Origin of the sequence: Luteolibacter rhizosphaerae (assembly GCF_025950095.1) — a bacterium.
GTDB classification, from domain to species: domain Bacteria; phylum Verrucomicrobiota; class Verrucomicrobiia; order Verrucomicrobiales; family Akkermansiaceae; genus Haloferula; species Haloferula rhizosphaerae.
On sequence record NZ_JAPDDR010000001.1, the window covers coordinates 479,389 to 493,555 of the forward strand.

Annotated in this window: 11 protein-coding genes; 3 read left to right on the forward strand and 8 right to left on the reverse strand. The window is 63.0% G+C overall.

What is annotated here, in order from left to right; all coding sequences use genetic code 11:
* Nucleotides 1-35 precede the first annotated feature (35 nt).
* From OJ996_RS01950 to OJ996_RS01985, 8 genes are all read right to left on the reverse strand, one after another.
* Nucleotides 36-6,149, reverse strand: a complete 6,114-nt coding sequence (locus OJ996_RS01950) for a DUF6531 domain-containing protein (protein WP_264510612.1) — start codon at nucleotides 6,147-6,149, stop codon at nucleotides 36-38.
* Between the two features lie 218 nt (nucleotides 6,150-6,367).
* The gene (locus OJ996_RS01955; RefSeq protein ID WP_264510613.1) at nucleotides 6,368-6,766 is read right to left on the reverse strand and encodes a type II secretion system protein; all 399 of its coding nucleotides are present in this window, start codon (nucleotides 6,764-6,766) and stop codon (nucleotides 6,368-6,370) included.
* A gap of 136 nt (nucleotides 6,767-6,902) precedes the next feature.
* Nucleotides 6,903-7,451, reverse strand: a complete 549-nt coding sequence (locus OJ996_RS01960) for a PqiC family protein (protein ID WP_264510615.1) — start codon at nucleotides 7,449-7,451, stop codon at nucleotides 6,903-6,905.
* A gap of 34 nt (nucleotides 7,452-7,485) precedes the next feature.
* A complete protein-coding gene (locus OJ996_RS01965) occupies nucleotides 7,486-9,141 on the reverse strand; it encodes a PqiB family protein (protein WP_264510617.1) in 1,656 nt (551 codons plus the stop codon).
* The gene (locus tag OJ996_RS01970) at nucleotides 9,138-9,776 is read right to left on the reverse strand and encodes a paraquat-inducible protein A (protein ID WP_264510619.1); all 639 of its coding nucleotides are present in this window, start codon (nucleotides 9,774-9,776) and stop codon (nucleotides 9,138-9,140) included. Before OJ996_RS01970 ends, OJ996_RS01965 begins: the two co-directional genes overlap by 4 nt.
* Nucleotides 9,773-10,435 (reverse strand): paraquat-inducible protein A, encoded by a 663-nt coding sequence (locus OJ996_RS01975; protein ID WP_264510621.1) that lies wholly within the window; start codon nucleotides 10,433-10,435, stop codon nucleotides 9,773-9,775. The genes OJ996_RS01970 and OJ996_RS01975 overlap by 4 nt, the downstream gene beginning before the upstream one ends.
* 6 nt (nucleotides 10,436-10,441) lie before the next feature.
* The gene (locus tag OJ996_RS01980) at nucleotides 10,442-11,260 is read right to left on the reverse strand and encodes a hypothetical protein (RefSeq protein ID WP_264510624.1); all 819 of its coding nucleotides are present in this window, start codon (nucleotides 11,258-11,260) and stop codon (nucleotides 10,442-10,444) included.
* A 44-nt stretch (nucleotides 11,261-11,304) separates the two neighbouring features.
* A complete protein-coding gene (locus tag OJ996_RS01985) occupies nucleotides 11,305-12,696 on the reverse strand; it encodes an alkaline phosphatase (RefSeq protein ID WP_264510626.1) in 1,392 nt (463 codons plus the stop codon).
* A gap of 150 nt (nucleotides 12,697-12,846) precedes the next feature.
* Between OJ996_RS01985 and OJ996_RS01990 the strand changes: the two genes are divergently transcribed.
* From OJ996_RS01990 to smpB, 3 genes are all read left to right on the forward strand, one after another.
* Nucleotides 12,847-13,236 carry a DUF3147 family protein gene (locus OJ996_RS01990; protein WP_264510628.1) on the forward strand — a complete coding sequence of 130 codons (390 nt, stop codon included), beginning with the start codon at nucleotides 12,847-12,849 and terminating at the stop codon, nucleotides 13,234-13,236.
* Between the two features lie 166 nt (nucleotides 13,237-13,402).
* Nucleotides 13,403-13,618 carry a DNA-directed RNA polymerase subunit omega gene (locus OJ996_RS01995; protein WP_264510630.1) on the forward strand — a complete coding sequence of 72 codons (216 nt, stop codon included), beginning with the start codon at nucleotides 13,403-13,405 and terminating at the stop codon, nucleotides 13,616-13,618.
* A 50-nt stretch (nucleotides 13,619-13,668) separates the two neighbouring features.
* On the forward strand, nucleotides 13,669-14,127 hold the full coding sequence (smpB, locus tag OJ996_RS02000; protein WP_264510632.1) for an SsrA-binding protein SmpB: 459 nt from the start codon (nucleotides 13,669-13,671) through the stop codon (nucleotides 14,125-14,127).
* Nucleotides 14,128-14,167: the final 40 nt, after the last annotated feature.

Below are 14,167 nucleotides of genomic sequence, written 5' to 3' on the forward strand. Positions count from 1 at the left end.
TAGAGGGAGCCGGGTGGCCGGGCCCGCCGGAAGAATCAGTGCCGTTTGTCCATCTTGATCTGACCGAAGTCCTGCCGGTGTTTGAACTTGTCGGCGGTGACCCGGCAGCCGAGTTCGGGGCTGTAGGCACCATCCGCTCCCAAGAGGATCCGGACCTCCGGCTCCCATAGGGTCTCCGGAGAAATCCAGCGCAGGCCGCTGGAGGAAAAGCTCACCGAGGAGGGCAGGCCATTGGGGAGCAGGAAGATGGGGGTGCCGGCCTCGTCGCAATCGAAGCGTTCCAGCACCACACCGCTGGCATCGGCAATCAAGGTTGTATGGCGCTGCTTGCCCTCCCAGTCCTTGATGTGCTTGCCGTTGAGATTTTCGTGGGGATCGCCCCAGTGCTGGACCTTTTGTTTGCCATTCAGAATTTCATGGGGATCACCCCAGTGATGTAGTCCCGACTGGGCGCCGCTCACACGCCAGCCGATCGGGCAGGTGCAGATCCGCGGGCCGCCTGAGGCCGCGGCGCTGACCGGGTAGAGTGTTCCGCCGCCTCCGATCACCGCGTAGGGGACCCCGCCGCGGTTCACGAAGCTCTTGCTCGCGGTGAAGGTGCCGCTGCCATCCGCTTCCAGTTCCTGGATGCAGGTGTCACCGTCGTAGACGAATTTCATGCCTTTGCCGGTCTGGGGATTCCGTCCGGTACGGCGGCCAATCGCATCGTATTCGTAGCTCAGGATTCCGGTGCCGGTGCCTGCATCGCTGAATGAGATGAGCTCGTAGCCGGAATTGCAGCTGATCTGGCAGGTAGCTCCGCCCTTCTGGATGGAGCTCAGGTTGCCATTGTCATCCCATGTGAGCGAACCGCCGGGCCATGCGCTGTACTGGTGCATCTGCAAGTCCCCCGGCGGGAGGGTGTCATTCTGCGTGTAGCTACCGGGGTTCGACCCGCCGGTGGCGGAGATGCGGCGGCCTTCGAGATCGAGCGTGTAGCTCACGCTGCTTTCCAGCAAGGCGGGTGCTCCAGCGGCTTCGCGGCGGCGGGTCTCGCAGCCGGTCATGCGACCGAGATGGTCGTAGCTGAAGGTCTTCGAACGACCCGGTGGCTGTTGAGGCGCGGGGGAGAATACGGTGTCTTCCCGCGATGTCGATTGGTCCGGGTTGCGGCGGGTGGTCGTTTGCGAGAGAAGCATGCCGCTGCCATTCGATACCGTGGTGCGCACGCAGGCATCGAAGGAGGAGTCCGGGGCACCGGGATGCGGGACCTCGCCATCGGCTCGATAGTCGAAGCTCGTTGTCACGCCATTCGCTTGCGTGATGCTCAGGACACGGGCACCGGCATAGGTGAACTGCACCAGCGGGGGTGATGAAGGCGTGCCGCTGGCATCGAGCGCCGCGATGGAAAGCAGTTGGCCGAGAGCGTTGCGGGACTCGCTGAACTGCTGGCCATCCGGATAGATGATGCTGGAGCGACCGCGGTGAGAGAAGGTCCGGGTGATGGTCCGGCCATCCGCCGTCTCAGCGATCGGATTGTCGCAGGAGTCGTAACTGAAGCTTACCAGCGAGCTGCCTTGCTCCGCGCTGACACAGCGGCTCATCCCGTCGTGGCTGAAGAAACGGTCGGCGGAGGGGATCACCGGTGATGGCTCGTTCGTCCATTCTTGTTTGATCACCCGCTGCATCAAGTCGCAGGTCGGGGTGCACACGGTGCCATCCGGACCGCGAGTGGCGGCGAGCGCTCCCACGCTATTGTAGTCGAGGCTTTCGAAGGTGCCGTCCGGGTGGTTGCAGCGGATCAGGCGGCCGCAGGCATCGCGCAGGAAGCCCGTCGAATAGCCGCGTGAATCGGTGCGGCTGACCAAGCCACCACAGCGGCTAAAGCTGCTGGAGATCACTTCGGCGAGTCCGTCGCCATCCGCATCCGCGGAAACCCGGACGCTGAAGGGGGAGGCGGGTGTGCCGCCATCGTAGGCGTAGAAGGTCGTGCGACCGGCGGCATCGGTATGGCTCACGCAGCGGTCCAGCGAATCGAAGGCCTGTGAGGAGGTGTTTCCGGAGCCATCGGTCGTTTCGATGCAACGGTTCAGGGCGTCATACTCCTGCGTGAGGCCGAAGGTCTCGCTACCCGGAGTGCCAGCCACGAAGAAGTGAGTGGTCGTGCCGCAGAGCGTGGTGTTGCCATTGCGATCGCGAGTGTAGCTGCGGGTGGAGCTTCCATCCGAGTGCGTAGCAACGCGACCGGCGCTATCGTAGGTGCAGCTCAGCAGAAGGTCCCCATTGGTGGTGACCGAGAGCGGCAGGCCTGCGGGCGAGCGATCGACGAGCGTAGTTTCCCGCTGCGGTGCTCCGGGCTGTCCCGGGCTGAAGCGTTCAATCGTGCAGAGATCGTCCTCGCGCTCGACATCGAGGAAAGGATTCAGGACACGGAGCATGATACCGCCGCGTTGCTGCACCACGTGGGCGGCTTCGTGCGCGGCCATCCGGCCCACGTTCGCACCCGCTCCCTTGGTGTTGATCGCATGCTTGCTACTGGAACTCGGATTGATGGTGCTGCGGGAGAGCAGGATGTTTCCCGCCGAGCCTGGCGCATCCAGCAGTTCCCCATAGACCGAGCACATCACCGTGCCGTCGTTGGCGTAGCCGAACTCGGTAACATTGCCCATGGCGTCCGTGACCGAACTGCAACGCTGGAAGCCGTCGTAGGTGAAGCTCGTTTGCGGACTGGTGCCAGCCGACGAGAGGGTGGTGATGTGGAGCGGGCATCCCGCGGCGTTATAGTCGAACTCGGTGGTGACGGAAGACAGGGTGCCGAGCCCGCCTTGGATATAGCGGTGAAGCAGGCCGCGCTCATCGTAGCGGAAGTCATAGGCGAGATCGGTCGCTTGCGCGCGGCAGGCGGCGGGAGTGCTGATGCGGACGCACTGGCCCGCGGCATCGTAGGCGAAATCCTGAACCGCGAAGTTCGAGATGCCCAGCAGGTCGGGATCTGTCGAAGTCGAACCATCGATTGGGCGCTCTTCATCCGCGGTGCGCACGCGCCGGCCTCGGCTGTCGTGAACGAAGAAGGTAGAGTAGGTAGGATTAACCGCATCGAGCGATCCGTCCGGCCCGCGGTTCTCGACATCGCATCGGACCGGGAGGCCGCCAGCGTCCACGGTGAGATTCATCGAGATGCGGTTCGGCATGCCGGAGCTCTGGACCTGCACGCACAGGTGGAGAGGATTGTAGTCGAAGAGCCAGTCGTTCCCGCGCGGATCGACGACGCGGGTGATGCGGCCCTGCAGATCACGATCGAAGGCGGTAACGAGTTTGAGGCCGTCGCCCGACTCGCTCTTGTCCCGGATCACCTTGCTGGCGAAGCGGGTGGCCGGATCATATTCGATCTCGTCCCGGAACGAGGATTCCGCACCGTTCAAGGTGATGCAGGCGGTCGTTTGGCCGAGGGTATTGTATTCCCACTCCGCTCCGGTGCCGGGTAGCGGCGAGGTGAAGCTGACGCAGTTACCATGATCATCGTAGCTCCATGTGGAGGTCTGCCCGTGGGCATTCGTCATCGAGCTGCGGAAGTTCGAGCACAGCCATGCTTTCTGCTTCTGGCCCAGTTTCGCGGAAACCTTCTCGCCGAAGCTCTGGCCCTGCGTCTGTCTGGGCGTAGTCACGTTCATCGAGATCCGTGCCCAACCTTCACCGAAGCCACCCGAGGCGGAGCGGGCGGAACCGGCGGCGTGCAGCCCCGCGTTGACCTTCTCCCCGAAGGTGCTGCCTTGGGTTTGCTTCGGGGTGGTCACGTTCATTGAGATCCGTGCCCAGCCCTCGCCGAAGCTGGTGAGGGCGGCGACTTCCCAGAGATCGGGCAGCATGTCGTTGTCGGAGTCCAGATCACCACGGATGCCGATGGCTCCGGGCGCGTCGGAAAGATAGCTGCTGCCAAAGCCGGGCAAGTAGCTCATGCGCACGGTGCGCTTCTCGCCGCCGCTGGACACCATGGTGGCCTCGCGGGGATTTCCACGCTCGCGCACCGGGCAGCCCTTGCGGAAGTCCCGGTCGTAGGTGATGAAGTCCATGCTGCCGTCCGGGTAAGTCACCCGCGTGCAGAGGCCGTCCAAATTGTAAGCGAAGTCGGTTTGGAAGTAATCGGGATCGCTGGCGCGGAGCTTGCCGGTCGGCAGATTGGAACTTGAAGTCACCGCTTGCCCGGGCGTGGAAAAGCCGGTGTGGATGCGGCTGCGGGTCATGCGATGCAATTTGTTAAAGGCGCGGATGACCACGCGGCCCAGTTCATCGTTTTCCGTCATCTGGTAACCTCCGCCCGGCAGCATTTCGAAGCTGGAGACCATCACTTCCCCCAAGCCTCCGACGCGGTTGCGGTCCTGCGTTGAGCAGGTGTCATAGGAAACATCGAGCGGATCGGTGACCGGGGAGTAAGTGAAGCCAGCTAGCAGACGTCCCGCGCCATCGGTCACGCTCAGGAGATTTCCATTGAGGCGGGGATCGGGTGATCCCGAGCTATAGCTGTAGCTGGTCGGACCCGCCACGGGAGCTTGGCCGGGAACGAAAGGGCAGGAGACATTCTGAAGGAGTTCGCCCGAGGCATCGTAGCTGAAGCTCACCTTCGACACCGTAGTCCCGCCGACGACGCAGGAGAGTTCCTCGATCACCCGGTGGGTGGATGCCCAAACCGGAACAATTTGGCGTCCGAAGGAATCGGCCACGCTGGAGAGCAGGCCTTGGGGATCATAGGTGCAGGTGAGCGAGAGGCCGTTGCGATCCGTGATGCTGGAGATCTTCCCCTGTTGAAGCGAGCGATCAAAAGGGAGGAATGTCCAGATGCCCTTGTCCTCGAAGGTGAGGATGAAGGTGTTCCCCTCGAAGCGGCCCTCGCGGAATATGCCGTCGCAGCGGAATGTCCCGTCCGCTTGGCGGTGGAAGACATCGGCGCGGCCGCCGCCATCGTGGATTACCACGCGCGAGGCTGCAGGGCCCGCTTGAGCGGGGATGGTCTCCACCCGGATGTTGTAGGAGAAATCCCAGCCGGTGCCGTGACCGGAGCTGACCGGCTTCTTGGAGCGGTAAGTACGCGTCCACTTCAGCGGTGGCCCGGCGGGACAGGGAAGGGAAAGATCTACGGTGCCGAAGCTCACCTCGCCCGGTAGGGCGCTGCGCGGCGGCATGGTCCTGCCCACGTTTGCTCCAGCACCCTTGGTATTGATCGCGTGGTTGTTCACAAGCGGTCCTGGCGAGAGGCGAAGGTCCGTCTTGGCTTCGAAAAGAGGATTCTCTCCCTTGCTGCCCTGTTCCTTGTGCAGCGGGTTCGTGCCCGAGAGCCCTTTATCTTTGTAAAGAGGGTTTACCTGGCTCTTCGCTCCACCCTCGAACAAGGGATTATCGCCCGAGAGCCCGCTGGCTTCGTAGAGAGGATTCGAGACCACACCTTCATCCGAGCTGCTCTCCCAGGGAGAATAGCTTTCCTCGGCCTTCTTGTTGAACTTGCGGGCCGTGGACGAGCCGCCCTTCTTTACCACGATACCCACGCCCGGAATCGGATTGCTCGATTCCAGAATCACCGGTGCGGCGGGTGGTAGCGAGGCGGGCGCATCGGGTGCGAGGCCGGTGGAGGTCACGGCAATCGCTTGGTTCAACTCCACGAGCGTGATGCCAGAGCCATCTTGGATGCGGGCGGCAATGACATTGGATCCCAGGGCGAAGGCTCCGGACACCAAGGCTCTCCACTCGCCATTCCCCAGCGCCTCGAGTGGAATGAGCAAGGGCGCTTGGCCTTCGATCTCCAGGACCAGGAAGCTTGCCGGCGGGATCAACTGCCCCATGATCCGCAGATCACCGCCCACCGAAGTGAGGACGGGGAGGGTGATGCCGAATACTTCCGTCTGCGGTTGAAGAATCCTGTAGAAGGCGCGGGTCCTCGTGGGCTCGGTATCCAGCCAAGCTCCCTCCGCACCGCTGGCCTCGACCATGGCCACCTGCTCCCAGAGCGGAGCGGTGAGCTCGGCGGAACGCTCGATCCGGTAGCGCACGCCGCTCTCCGCCGGCCAAGTGAGGCGGACCTGCTTACCCGGCAGGCCCGATGAGAACTGGAGAAGGGGCGGAGTCACTTCCGCAAGGAGCGACGCGGGCAGCAGGAGAGCCGCCAAGGCGATGGGCTTCATGGCTAAGGGAGGGAACAAGGGTTGGGAGACCGGAGCCCCGCCGCGCCCGGCGACGGGGCACGAACTTAAAGGTCCGAATTTATAATAACCCCTTAGCCTTTAAGAGTTCTGTTTATTCGGGTCAATGTTTAAAATGGCTGGGAATAGCCCTCGCGGACAGAATGAACCCGCTCCGCGTGGATACGCGGGCGGGTAGCGGAGAACTTGGGGCAGCCGCTTTACCAGTCGGAGGTATTGGCGGGGACGTGTTCGTCGGAAGCGGCCAAGCTGCACCACATGGCCATCTCGCCCTGCTCGGGAATGTAGCCGATGTGGTCGTAGTCGCCGCCGGCAGGACAAATCACGTCATGTTCGATGAAGTTGCCCGGGCCGAGGATGTCCGTGAACATGTTGATCGGCGTGTAAGTGGGAAGCGCCTTGAGATTCTGATAGGAGCGCACCGCCTGCTGGGCGTTGCGGATATTGATCACGCAGCCGGAGCGATCCGAGCCTTTCTTCCAAGCTCGTGCTCCCACGAAGATGATCGAGATCAAGGAAAGGAGAACGATGATCACGACGGTGAGTTCCAGAAGGGTAAGACCTCTGGCCGTGCGGGGGGAAGAAGGGGAGGACTTCATCGCGTTGATGGGGAGGGAGGTGTCGAGTGACCCGGAGAGTTCACACCAAGGAAGCGATCGACGGAACTACGTCTTCGCGTCGTCTCACCCTACGGGATCGCGGTAGGCAGCCGATATCCTGCTGCGGCCGTGATGTTTAGCGGAGGCCCGCCGCGATCTCGCCCGCCAAGCGTGCCAGCAGGCGGCTTTCCGCCGCAGCCAGGGCATCGTAACCATCGGCCCCCATCTCCTCGCTGCCGGACCAGGAGCGGGAAGCGATCATGCGGCGGTCGGGAAGGGAATAGACGCGCCATGCCGCATCAATCACGGCCTCGCCGTTGTCGGTGCCGTGGAGTTGGCGGATATCCAGCGAGATCTGATAGCGCAGCTCGCCGTCGCTGCCCCAAGGGTAGACGCGGACATTGCCGGTATTGAGGCGGCGTCCGAGATTGGTGGCGGTCACGCGCGCGATGTTCTCCTCCAGATCTCCGGCCCAGCGGTGGGACTCCGCGACAGCCATGCGGTTTCCGGTTTCCTGGAAGATCAGGTTCGGGCGATCGATGTAGCCGGCGATGGAAACCGGGCCGACGCCGACGCCCACGCCCCCGCCGGAGGGTGCCGGGCCCTCCGCGCTGAGCACGTAGAAAGATTTGGGATCCGCGCAGGAAGCAAGGAGAAGGAAGGGGAGCAGGAGGAAGGCGCGCATGGGAACTTCTAAGCTGGAACTTCTAACCGGCAACTCACCTCTTCTTGGCCTTCGGCTCCTTATTGCCGGAGCTTTCGCGACCGAAGAGCAGGGAATTCGGCTTTTCCTCGATGGAGTCGGAAAGGGTCTTGAAGGCGCGCAAGGCGGCGCGGAGCTCGTCGAGAGTGCGGCTCAGATCCCCTTGTACCGCGCCCTCCGGTCCGAGACTGGAAACCGAGCTGCGCACTTCCTTGAGCGTGGCTTCCAGCTCCGCGGTGATGTTCTGGGTCTCGTCCCGGGCGAGCAACTTCTTCGCCTCGGCGAGAGCAGCCTCCGCTTCGTCCAAGGTGCTGCGGACATCCTTTACCGTGATGGCGATCTCGTCGGCGGCATTGCCGAACTTGCCGAGGGTTTCATCCAGCGGGAGCGCCTCGATCTTGGAGAGGATCGAGTTGAGCTTGTCCTGAAGTTGGGCGAATCCGGAGGACTCGGTGGGAATGATCTCGTATTCGCCGCTGCGGGCGAGTTCCGCCGGAGCGGCTCCGGGAACGAAGTCCAGATCGACGTAAAGAGCCCCGGTGAGAAGGGATCCCGTACTGAGCGTGGCGCGCAGGCCGCGACGGACGCACTCCTCCAGCACATTCTTCGAATTGTCGATGTTCTCCACCGCCTTGGCCAAGGTGTCGGAATCGATCTCGATCACAACCGGCACCCGGGAATCGCCGGAGGGCGAGTGCTTGAAGCTGATCTCCACCACGCGCCCGATCGGGATGCCGCGGAACTCGACCGGAGCTCCGGTCGAGAGACCGCGTACCGATTGATCGAAGAACAAAAGACAGAGATGGTCGGGCACGAAGATCGACTTCTTGGCCGCGTCTTCATCGGTGAAGAGGGTGAAGACCGTGCCGTCGGTCACGGGGCCGCCGGACACGCCACCCTTTGGCACCGAGAAGGAGGCTCCGCCGGTGACCATTGCTTGGAGCGAGGGGGTGCTCAGCTTGAAGCCATCCGCACCGGCGGTCACATCGATGCCGCTGGTGTTCCAGAAGCAGGTGCCCTGCCGCACGAGGTCGGAGTAGTCATCGTCGATGAAGACATCGAAGCGCACACGGCGGTTCTCGATATCAAGCGTGCGGCGCTCGACCCGGCCGACCTCGAAGCCGCGGTAGTAGATGGGTGAATTGGCCGTGAGCGAGCCGGCATCTTCCGCCACGAGGGTCAGGCGGAGGCCGGGAACATTCGCGCTGGTGACCGGCGGCTGCTCCAGCCCGTCGAAGTGATTGACCGGGGCGGGGCCATCGCCGGGTTCCAACTCGATGTAGGCACCGGTGATGAGGGTGCTGAGTCCGGAGATGGTGGAGGCGGAGACGCGCGGGCGGACGACCCAGAGGCGGCTGCCACCGCGCAGCAGGTCCGCGGAATCCGGGTCGATACGGATTTCCGTCACTACCGAGAGCAAATCGTCGGCGAGCTCGATCTTTTCGACGACGCCCACCTTGACGGAGCGGCAGCGTACCTCGGTCTTGCCGGCTTCGATGCTATCGGCGGTTAGAAAGCGCACGTAGGCCAGTTCGCCCTTGTCGTGATAATGCTTCCAAACCAGCCAACCGGCGAGAACCAGCGCGACGAGAGGTACTACCCACACGCTGCTCCAGCGGCGGCGGTGGCGCACTACCGCGCGTGGTTCCTGGGACTGTTCCTCTTCGCTCATGGGGTGGCAGGTGATCCTCCGGCGGCATCCTTCTCATGGCGATCCCAGAAGAGCCGGGGGTCGAAACTCATCGCGGAAAACATGGTCAGAACGACCACCAATGCAAAAGAAAGGATCGCGGGGCCGGGCGTCACCGTGGAGATGATGCCCATCTGCACAAGGCAAACCAATACTGCCACCACGAAAACATCGACCATCGACCAGCGGCCGACCAATTCGGTGACGTGATAGAGCCGGGCCAGATTCTTGGGCGAGGCGGTAGCGAAGCCCTTCGCGGCGAGGCAGAGCCAGATCAGCGCGATCATCTTCAGGATCGGGATCATGATGCTGGCGGAGAAAATGATCCCGGCGACGAGGAAGTCCCCTTTCTTCCAGAAGTTGATCACGCCGGACATGATCGTGTCCCGGCTATTCCCGCCGAGGCCGGCGACATTCATGATTGGGAGCAGATTCGCCGGCAGATAGAAGGCCATCGCGGCGATCAGGAAACTCCAGGTCCGCTCCAGGCTGTGAGGCTTGCGCAGGTGCAGGCGGCTGCCGCAGCGCGGGCAGTGTTCGTCCGCGACCGGGCTCACCTTCCCGCACAAGTGGCAGGAGGCCAGGCCTTCATCGGCAGCGCTGCGGATCTCGCTCACTTGTTCTTGTTCTGGAGTGCGATTTCAAGCCGGTCCCAAAGCTCCAGCCTGTCGATGCCGGACATGGCGAAAGCGGTGCAGAAGACCAAGCCGATGAGAGCCCAGAAGCCGGCGCCGAGGTGGACGTGGCCCACGGCTCCCAACTTCAGCAGGCTCACGAGGATGCCGACGAGGAAGACCTCCAGCATGCTCCATGGCTCGGAGAGCTGGAAAATGCGAGTGGTGGTCAGAGCGCCCGGTAAGGCGATGCCGAAGCGCAGGGGTGCCGCGACATAGAGGAGCCCGCCCATCAGTGTGAGCGGTGCCACCATGGTGAAGAGAAAGATCACCACACCCATCAGCGCGCTGGATTCTTGGAATAGGGCGTCCGCGGCCTGGAGCAGGGTCAGCTCGCGACGGATGCTGCCCGAGTCCACCGTGATGGAGGGGAAGACATGGGCGAGCACCATGAAGATGAGCGCGGCCGAGGAAAAGGCCGTGGCGCGCGCCAGCGAGCGCGGGCGGTTCTGATAGAGCATCTCCCCGCAACGGCAGCAGTAGGCGGCATCGCCTTCAAGCAGGCGCGGTGCTTCCTGTAGCGCGTCGCAGAAGTGACAGCTCACCCGGATTGGCCCGTCGCTGATGCGGGGCCAAGAGAGTCCGGGGAGGTCGCGCTTCATGGGCTGTTAGAGCGGGCGGGCGTAGGTATCGCAGCGGTTGAGCCAGCCGGCGCGCCACTTCGCCTCGTTGCGGGCGGGCGGCGAGTTGTCGATCCGGCGGTTCAGCATGCGCTTGGCGCTGGCGGAGAATTCGGCGGCGGCGGCTTGGCCGGAGGGGACCTCTTTCATGCTGCCGAGCACGTGGAGCAGGCCCCAGCCCTTACCCTGGTAGGTTTCGGAGGCTTGGGTGCCATCGCCCTTGAAGTTCACGTAGTCGATCAGCGCATACATCCCGTTCGGGGTGGAGGCCACCTTGTTGTAGTTCGTCTGCAGTCGGCCGCGATCGCTGGCCGGAGCGGCGGCTAGCACCTTGGGCAAGGCGGCGCGGGAGCGGGCGATGATGAAATCGGTCTGTAGCGAGACATTTGCGGCCAGCCACTGGCGCAGCGCATTCGTGCGCGGGCTGCGGAAGTCCTTTTGGAAGGCGGCCTTGTTCCGCCATGGGGCATGGCGCTCGCTGGCGATGGCCGGAGGCTGCGCCCCGCGCTGGCGGGCGAAGGCGATGAACTGCGGCCAGCTTTCCTCGAAGCGGCCGTTGAAGCCCGCCGGATACCAGATGAAGTGCCCGATCCCGAGGGAAGGGAATTCCTCGCCGCCGTTCCATGCGGTCAGGCCGTCCACGCTGCCGCCGGATTCATTCTGCCAGATCTTCCGCCCGATCGCGGCCTTCTGGGCACCGGTCAGGTTCGCCGCCGCAGGATTAGCAGCGGCTTGCGAGGACATGGTGGCCGGGCCGCAGGCGGCGAGCGCCAGGCACAGGGGCAGGAGAAGGCGGAAGGCTTGCACGCGAGGTATTTCCGCGAGTTTCGCCTTCTTCGCAAGCAGGACTATCAAGCAGCGCCAAGCGCCGTCAGGAGCCGCTGGCGCACTTCCTCGTTCTTCATGAAGGCGGGGAAGAGGTGGCTGCCCGGGCCATAGGCGCAGAATTCCACCAGCTCGCCGGTGTGGTTCCCGCTGGTCCAGGCGATGCCGTGGCGCTTGGCGAAAAGCCGTGCCAGTTCGCCGGTTTTCAGGCCTTGGGCACGCTTGAGTTCCTCCTTGTCCAGCTCGATGCCGGTGCGGTCGCGGATGTAGTCGCCCAGTTTCGGGCCGCTCAGCCCGGCACCGGAGTTGCCCATCCACTCGAAGGAGCGCTTGAAGCCAGCGATCTTCTCGAAGGCGGCGGTCGTGCCGTTGTAGATCCCCGGGGCCATGCCTTGGTTGGGGTCGGCATTTACGCCATTGAGCTGGATGCCGCCACAGCCGTGGTCGGTGGTGATGACCAGTAGCACGTCGTCATGGGCGGCGACGTAAGCGAGCATGGAGCCGATGGCATCGTCGAATGCGAGTTGCTCGCGGATGCTGCCGGCGGCGTCATTTGCGTGGCCGCAGTGGTCGATGCGAGCGCCCTCCACCATCAGGAACCAGCGGTCCTTGGCCAAGGAGTCGAGGCGTTTGACGGCGAGCTCCGCCATCTCGGCCAAGGTCGGCAAAGTTTCCTGCAGTTCCTTCTTCGATTCACGGTCGATCGTGAGCGGCACGTAGCCGGAGGAGAAAAGTCCAAGCACGGGCTTCTTGTCGTCGGCCTTGAGGGCGAGCAGTTCCTTGCGGTCCTTTAGGAGGTCATAGCCGCTGTCGGAGAACTTCTTGAGCAGCTCGTCCGGGAAGAACTTCCGGCCGCCGCCGAGGAGGACTTCCACGCCGCGCTCGTGATACTGGTTGGCGATCGCACCCTCGTCCCCGCGGCTATCCACGTTGGCGGCGAAGCCGGCAGGGGTGGCGTGGGTGATGGTGGCGGTGGAGACCAAGCCGAGCGGGACCGACTGCTTCTTGAGAAGGGATTGGATCGCTTCGATCGGGCGGCCGTTACCGGGATCCACGTTGATTGCGCCGTTGTTTACGCGCTTGCCGCCGCCCCAGGCGCTGGCTGCAGCGGCGGAATCGGTGACCACGCTATTGGCGGAGAAGGTTTCCACGAGCGAGCGCACGATCGGCATCTCGCGATACATTTTCACCCAGTTCGTGGTTTTGCCCTCGAAGACCGAGCGGCTGTGCTGGGCCAAGGAGAGCGCGCCGTGGTTCATGCCGTCGCTGACCATGAAGATGATCTTCTTGGGCAGGCCGCGGTTGCCGGAGGATTTCCGGGTTTCTTGGGCGAGCAGGGAAGCGGAGCCGGTGCCGAAAAGGGCGGAACCGATCGAGGCTGCCTTGAGGAAATCGCGGCGGGATGAAGAGGCTTTCATGGGCTGACAGGCGGGTTGATACGCTTCCTAGGCGCCGATTTCCATCGCGAAGGCAACAGAGATTGTGGTTACGGATTTGTCTCGAAACTTTTTGACGGGATCGGGCATCCGCGGGCTTGCCCCTTCCTCCTGTTCCGCGAAACTCCGCCCATGGCTCAGATCCCTTGGGACAAGGTCTTCAAGTTTACCGGCTACGACATCGCCAAGCTGCTCATTACCGCCGGCATCATCGTGGTGGTGACCAAGATCCAGCTCTTCAACGACAAGCTTTCCGCCTTGCTGATCGCGCTGCCTTTCACCTCGCTGGTGGCGATGATGTGGATGCAGGCGGAGAAGCAGGGTACCGGGCGAATTGCCAACCATGCCGAAGGAACTTTCTGGTTCGTGCTGCCCACCTTGCCGATGTTCCTGATCCTGCCGTGGATGCTGCGGCATGGCTGGGGATTCTGGGCGGCGCTGGGGGTGAACTGCCTGCTGACCGCGGGGCTCTTCTGGGCCACGGTCTTCATTCTGAAGCGTTTTGGGTACAATTTGATGTGAAAATGCGGATCTGGCGGATTTTGCCCTTGTCATTCGGGGGGTGATTTGATCTTTCCCGCCTTCCGGTCGCAGTTAGGCCGGTTCGGAATTACGACACGGCATGTCTCCAGACAACATCGTCCCCTTTGAGCAGCCGAAGTCCCATTCCCGGTTTCCAGGTACACCCATGAAAAGTGATCTTGTCGAGAAGGCGTCGGAGATTGTCAGCGATCCGCTGGTCCTTATCAACATGGTCTCGAAGCGCGTCCGCCAGCTGAACAGCGGCCGCTCGCCGTTGATCCCGACCCGCCCGAGCATGGGTGCGGCGGACATCGCGCTGACCGAAATCATCGAGGGCAAGATCAAGCTCGTCGAGGCTCCGGCCGCTCAGACCGAGTCCTGAGCTGCCGCTTGCGGGATACAGAGTCGCGTCCATAGTGGGCGCGAATTGTCATGAGTGCGGAAATCTCCAGCAACCGCAAGGCGCTCCGTGATTTCCACATCTCGGACAAGTACGAGGCGGGCCTAGAGCTGAAAGGCACGGAGGTGAAATCCATCCGTGCCGGGAAGGTGAACATTTCCGACGCCTTCGCGCGGGTGGAGAAGGGCCAGCTTTTCCTCTACGGCTGCGACATCCAGCCTTGGGAGACCGCGTCCACGTGGTTCCAGCACGAGTCGAAGCGCCCGCGCCGGCTGCTGCTCCACAAAAAGGAGATTCTCAAGCTGGAGAATGCCAGCGCGGTGAAGGGGGCCACCTTGCCGTGCCTGAAGATGTACTGGAAGAACAAGCGGGTGAAGGTCGAGATCGGCATCGGCAAGGGCAAGACCCACTCCGACCAGCGTCACGACCTGAAGGAAAAGGTCGAGCTGCGCGAAGCCCAGCGGGAAGTGGCGCGGTTCAACCGTCAGTGAGGGCCGGGTTTTCCTTGGCGAGCCTTGGAACTTGGCACTT

Bases quoted from the DNA above. Each gene is read 5' to 3' on its own strand.
- OJ996_RS01950 (WP_264510612.1), bottom strand. From the start codon at position 6,149: ATGAAGCCCATCGCCTTGGCGGCTCTCCTGCTGCCCGCGTCGCTCCTT.
- OJ996_RS01955 (WP_264510613.1), bottom strand. From the start codon at position 6,766: ATGAAGTCCTCCCCTTCTTCCCCCCGCACGGCCAGAGGTCTTACCCTT.
- OJ996_RS01960 (WP_264510615.1), bottom strand. From the start codon at position 7,451: ATGCGCGCCTTCCTCCTGCTCCCCTTCCTTCTCCTTGCTTCCTGCGCG.
- OJ996_RS01965 (WP_264510617.1), bottom strand. From the start codon at position 9,141: ATGAGCGAAGAGGAACAGTCCCAGGAACCACGCGCGGTAGTGCGCCAC.
- OJ996_RS01975 (WP_264510621.1), bottom strand. From the start codon at position 10,435: ATGAAGCGCGACCTCCCCGGACTCTCTTGGCCCCGCATCAGCGACGGG.
- OJ996_RS01985 (WP_264510626.1), bottom strand. From the start codon at position 12,696: ATGAAAGCCTCTTCATCCCGCCGCGATTTCCTCAAGGCAGCCTCGATC.
- OJ996_RS01990 (WP_264510628.1), top strand. From the start codon at position 12,847: ATGGCTCAGATCCCTTGGGACAAGGTCTTCAAGTTTACCGGCTACGAC.
- OJ996_RS01995 (WP_264510630.1), top strand. From the start codon at position 13,403: ATGAAAAGTGATCTTGTCGAGAAGGCGTCGGAGATTGTCAGCGATCCG.
- smpB (WP_264510632.1), top strand. From the start codon at position 13,669: ATGAGTGCGGAAATCTCCAGCAACCGCAAGGCGCTCCGTGATTTCCAC.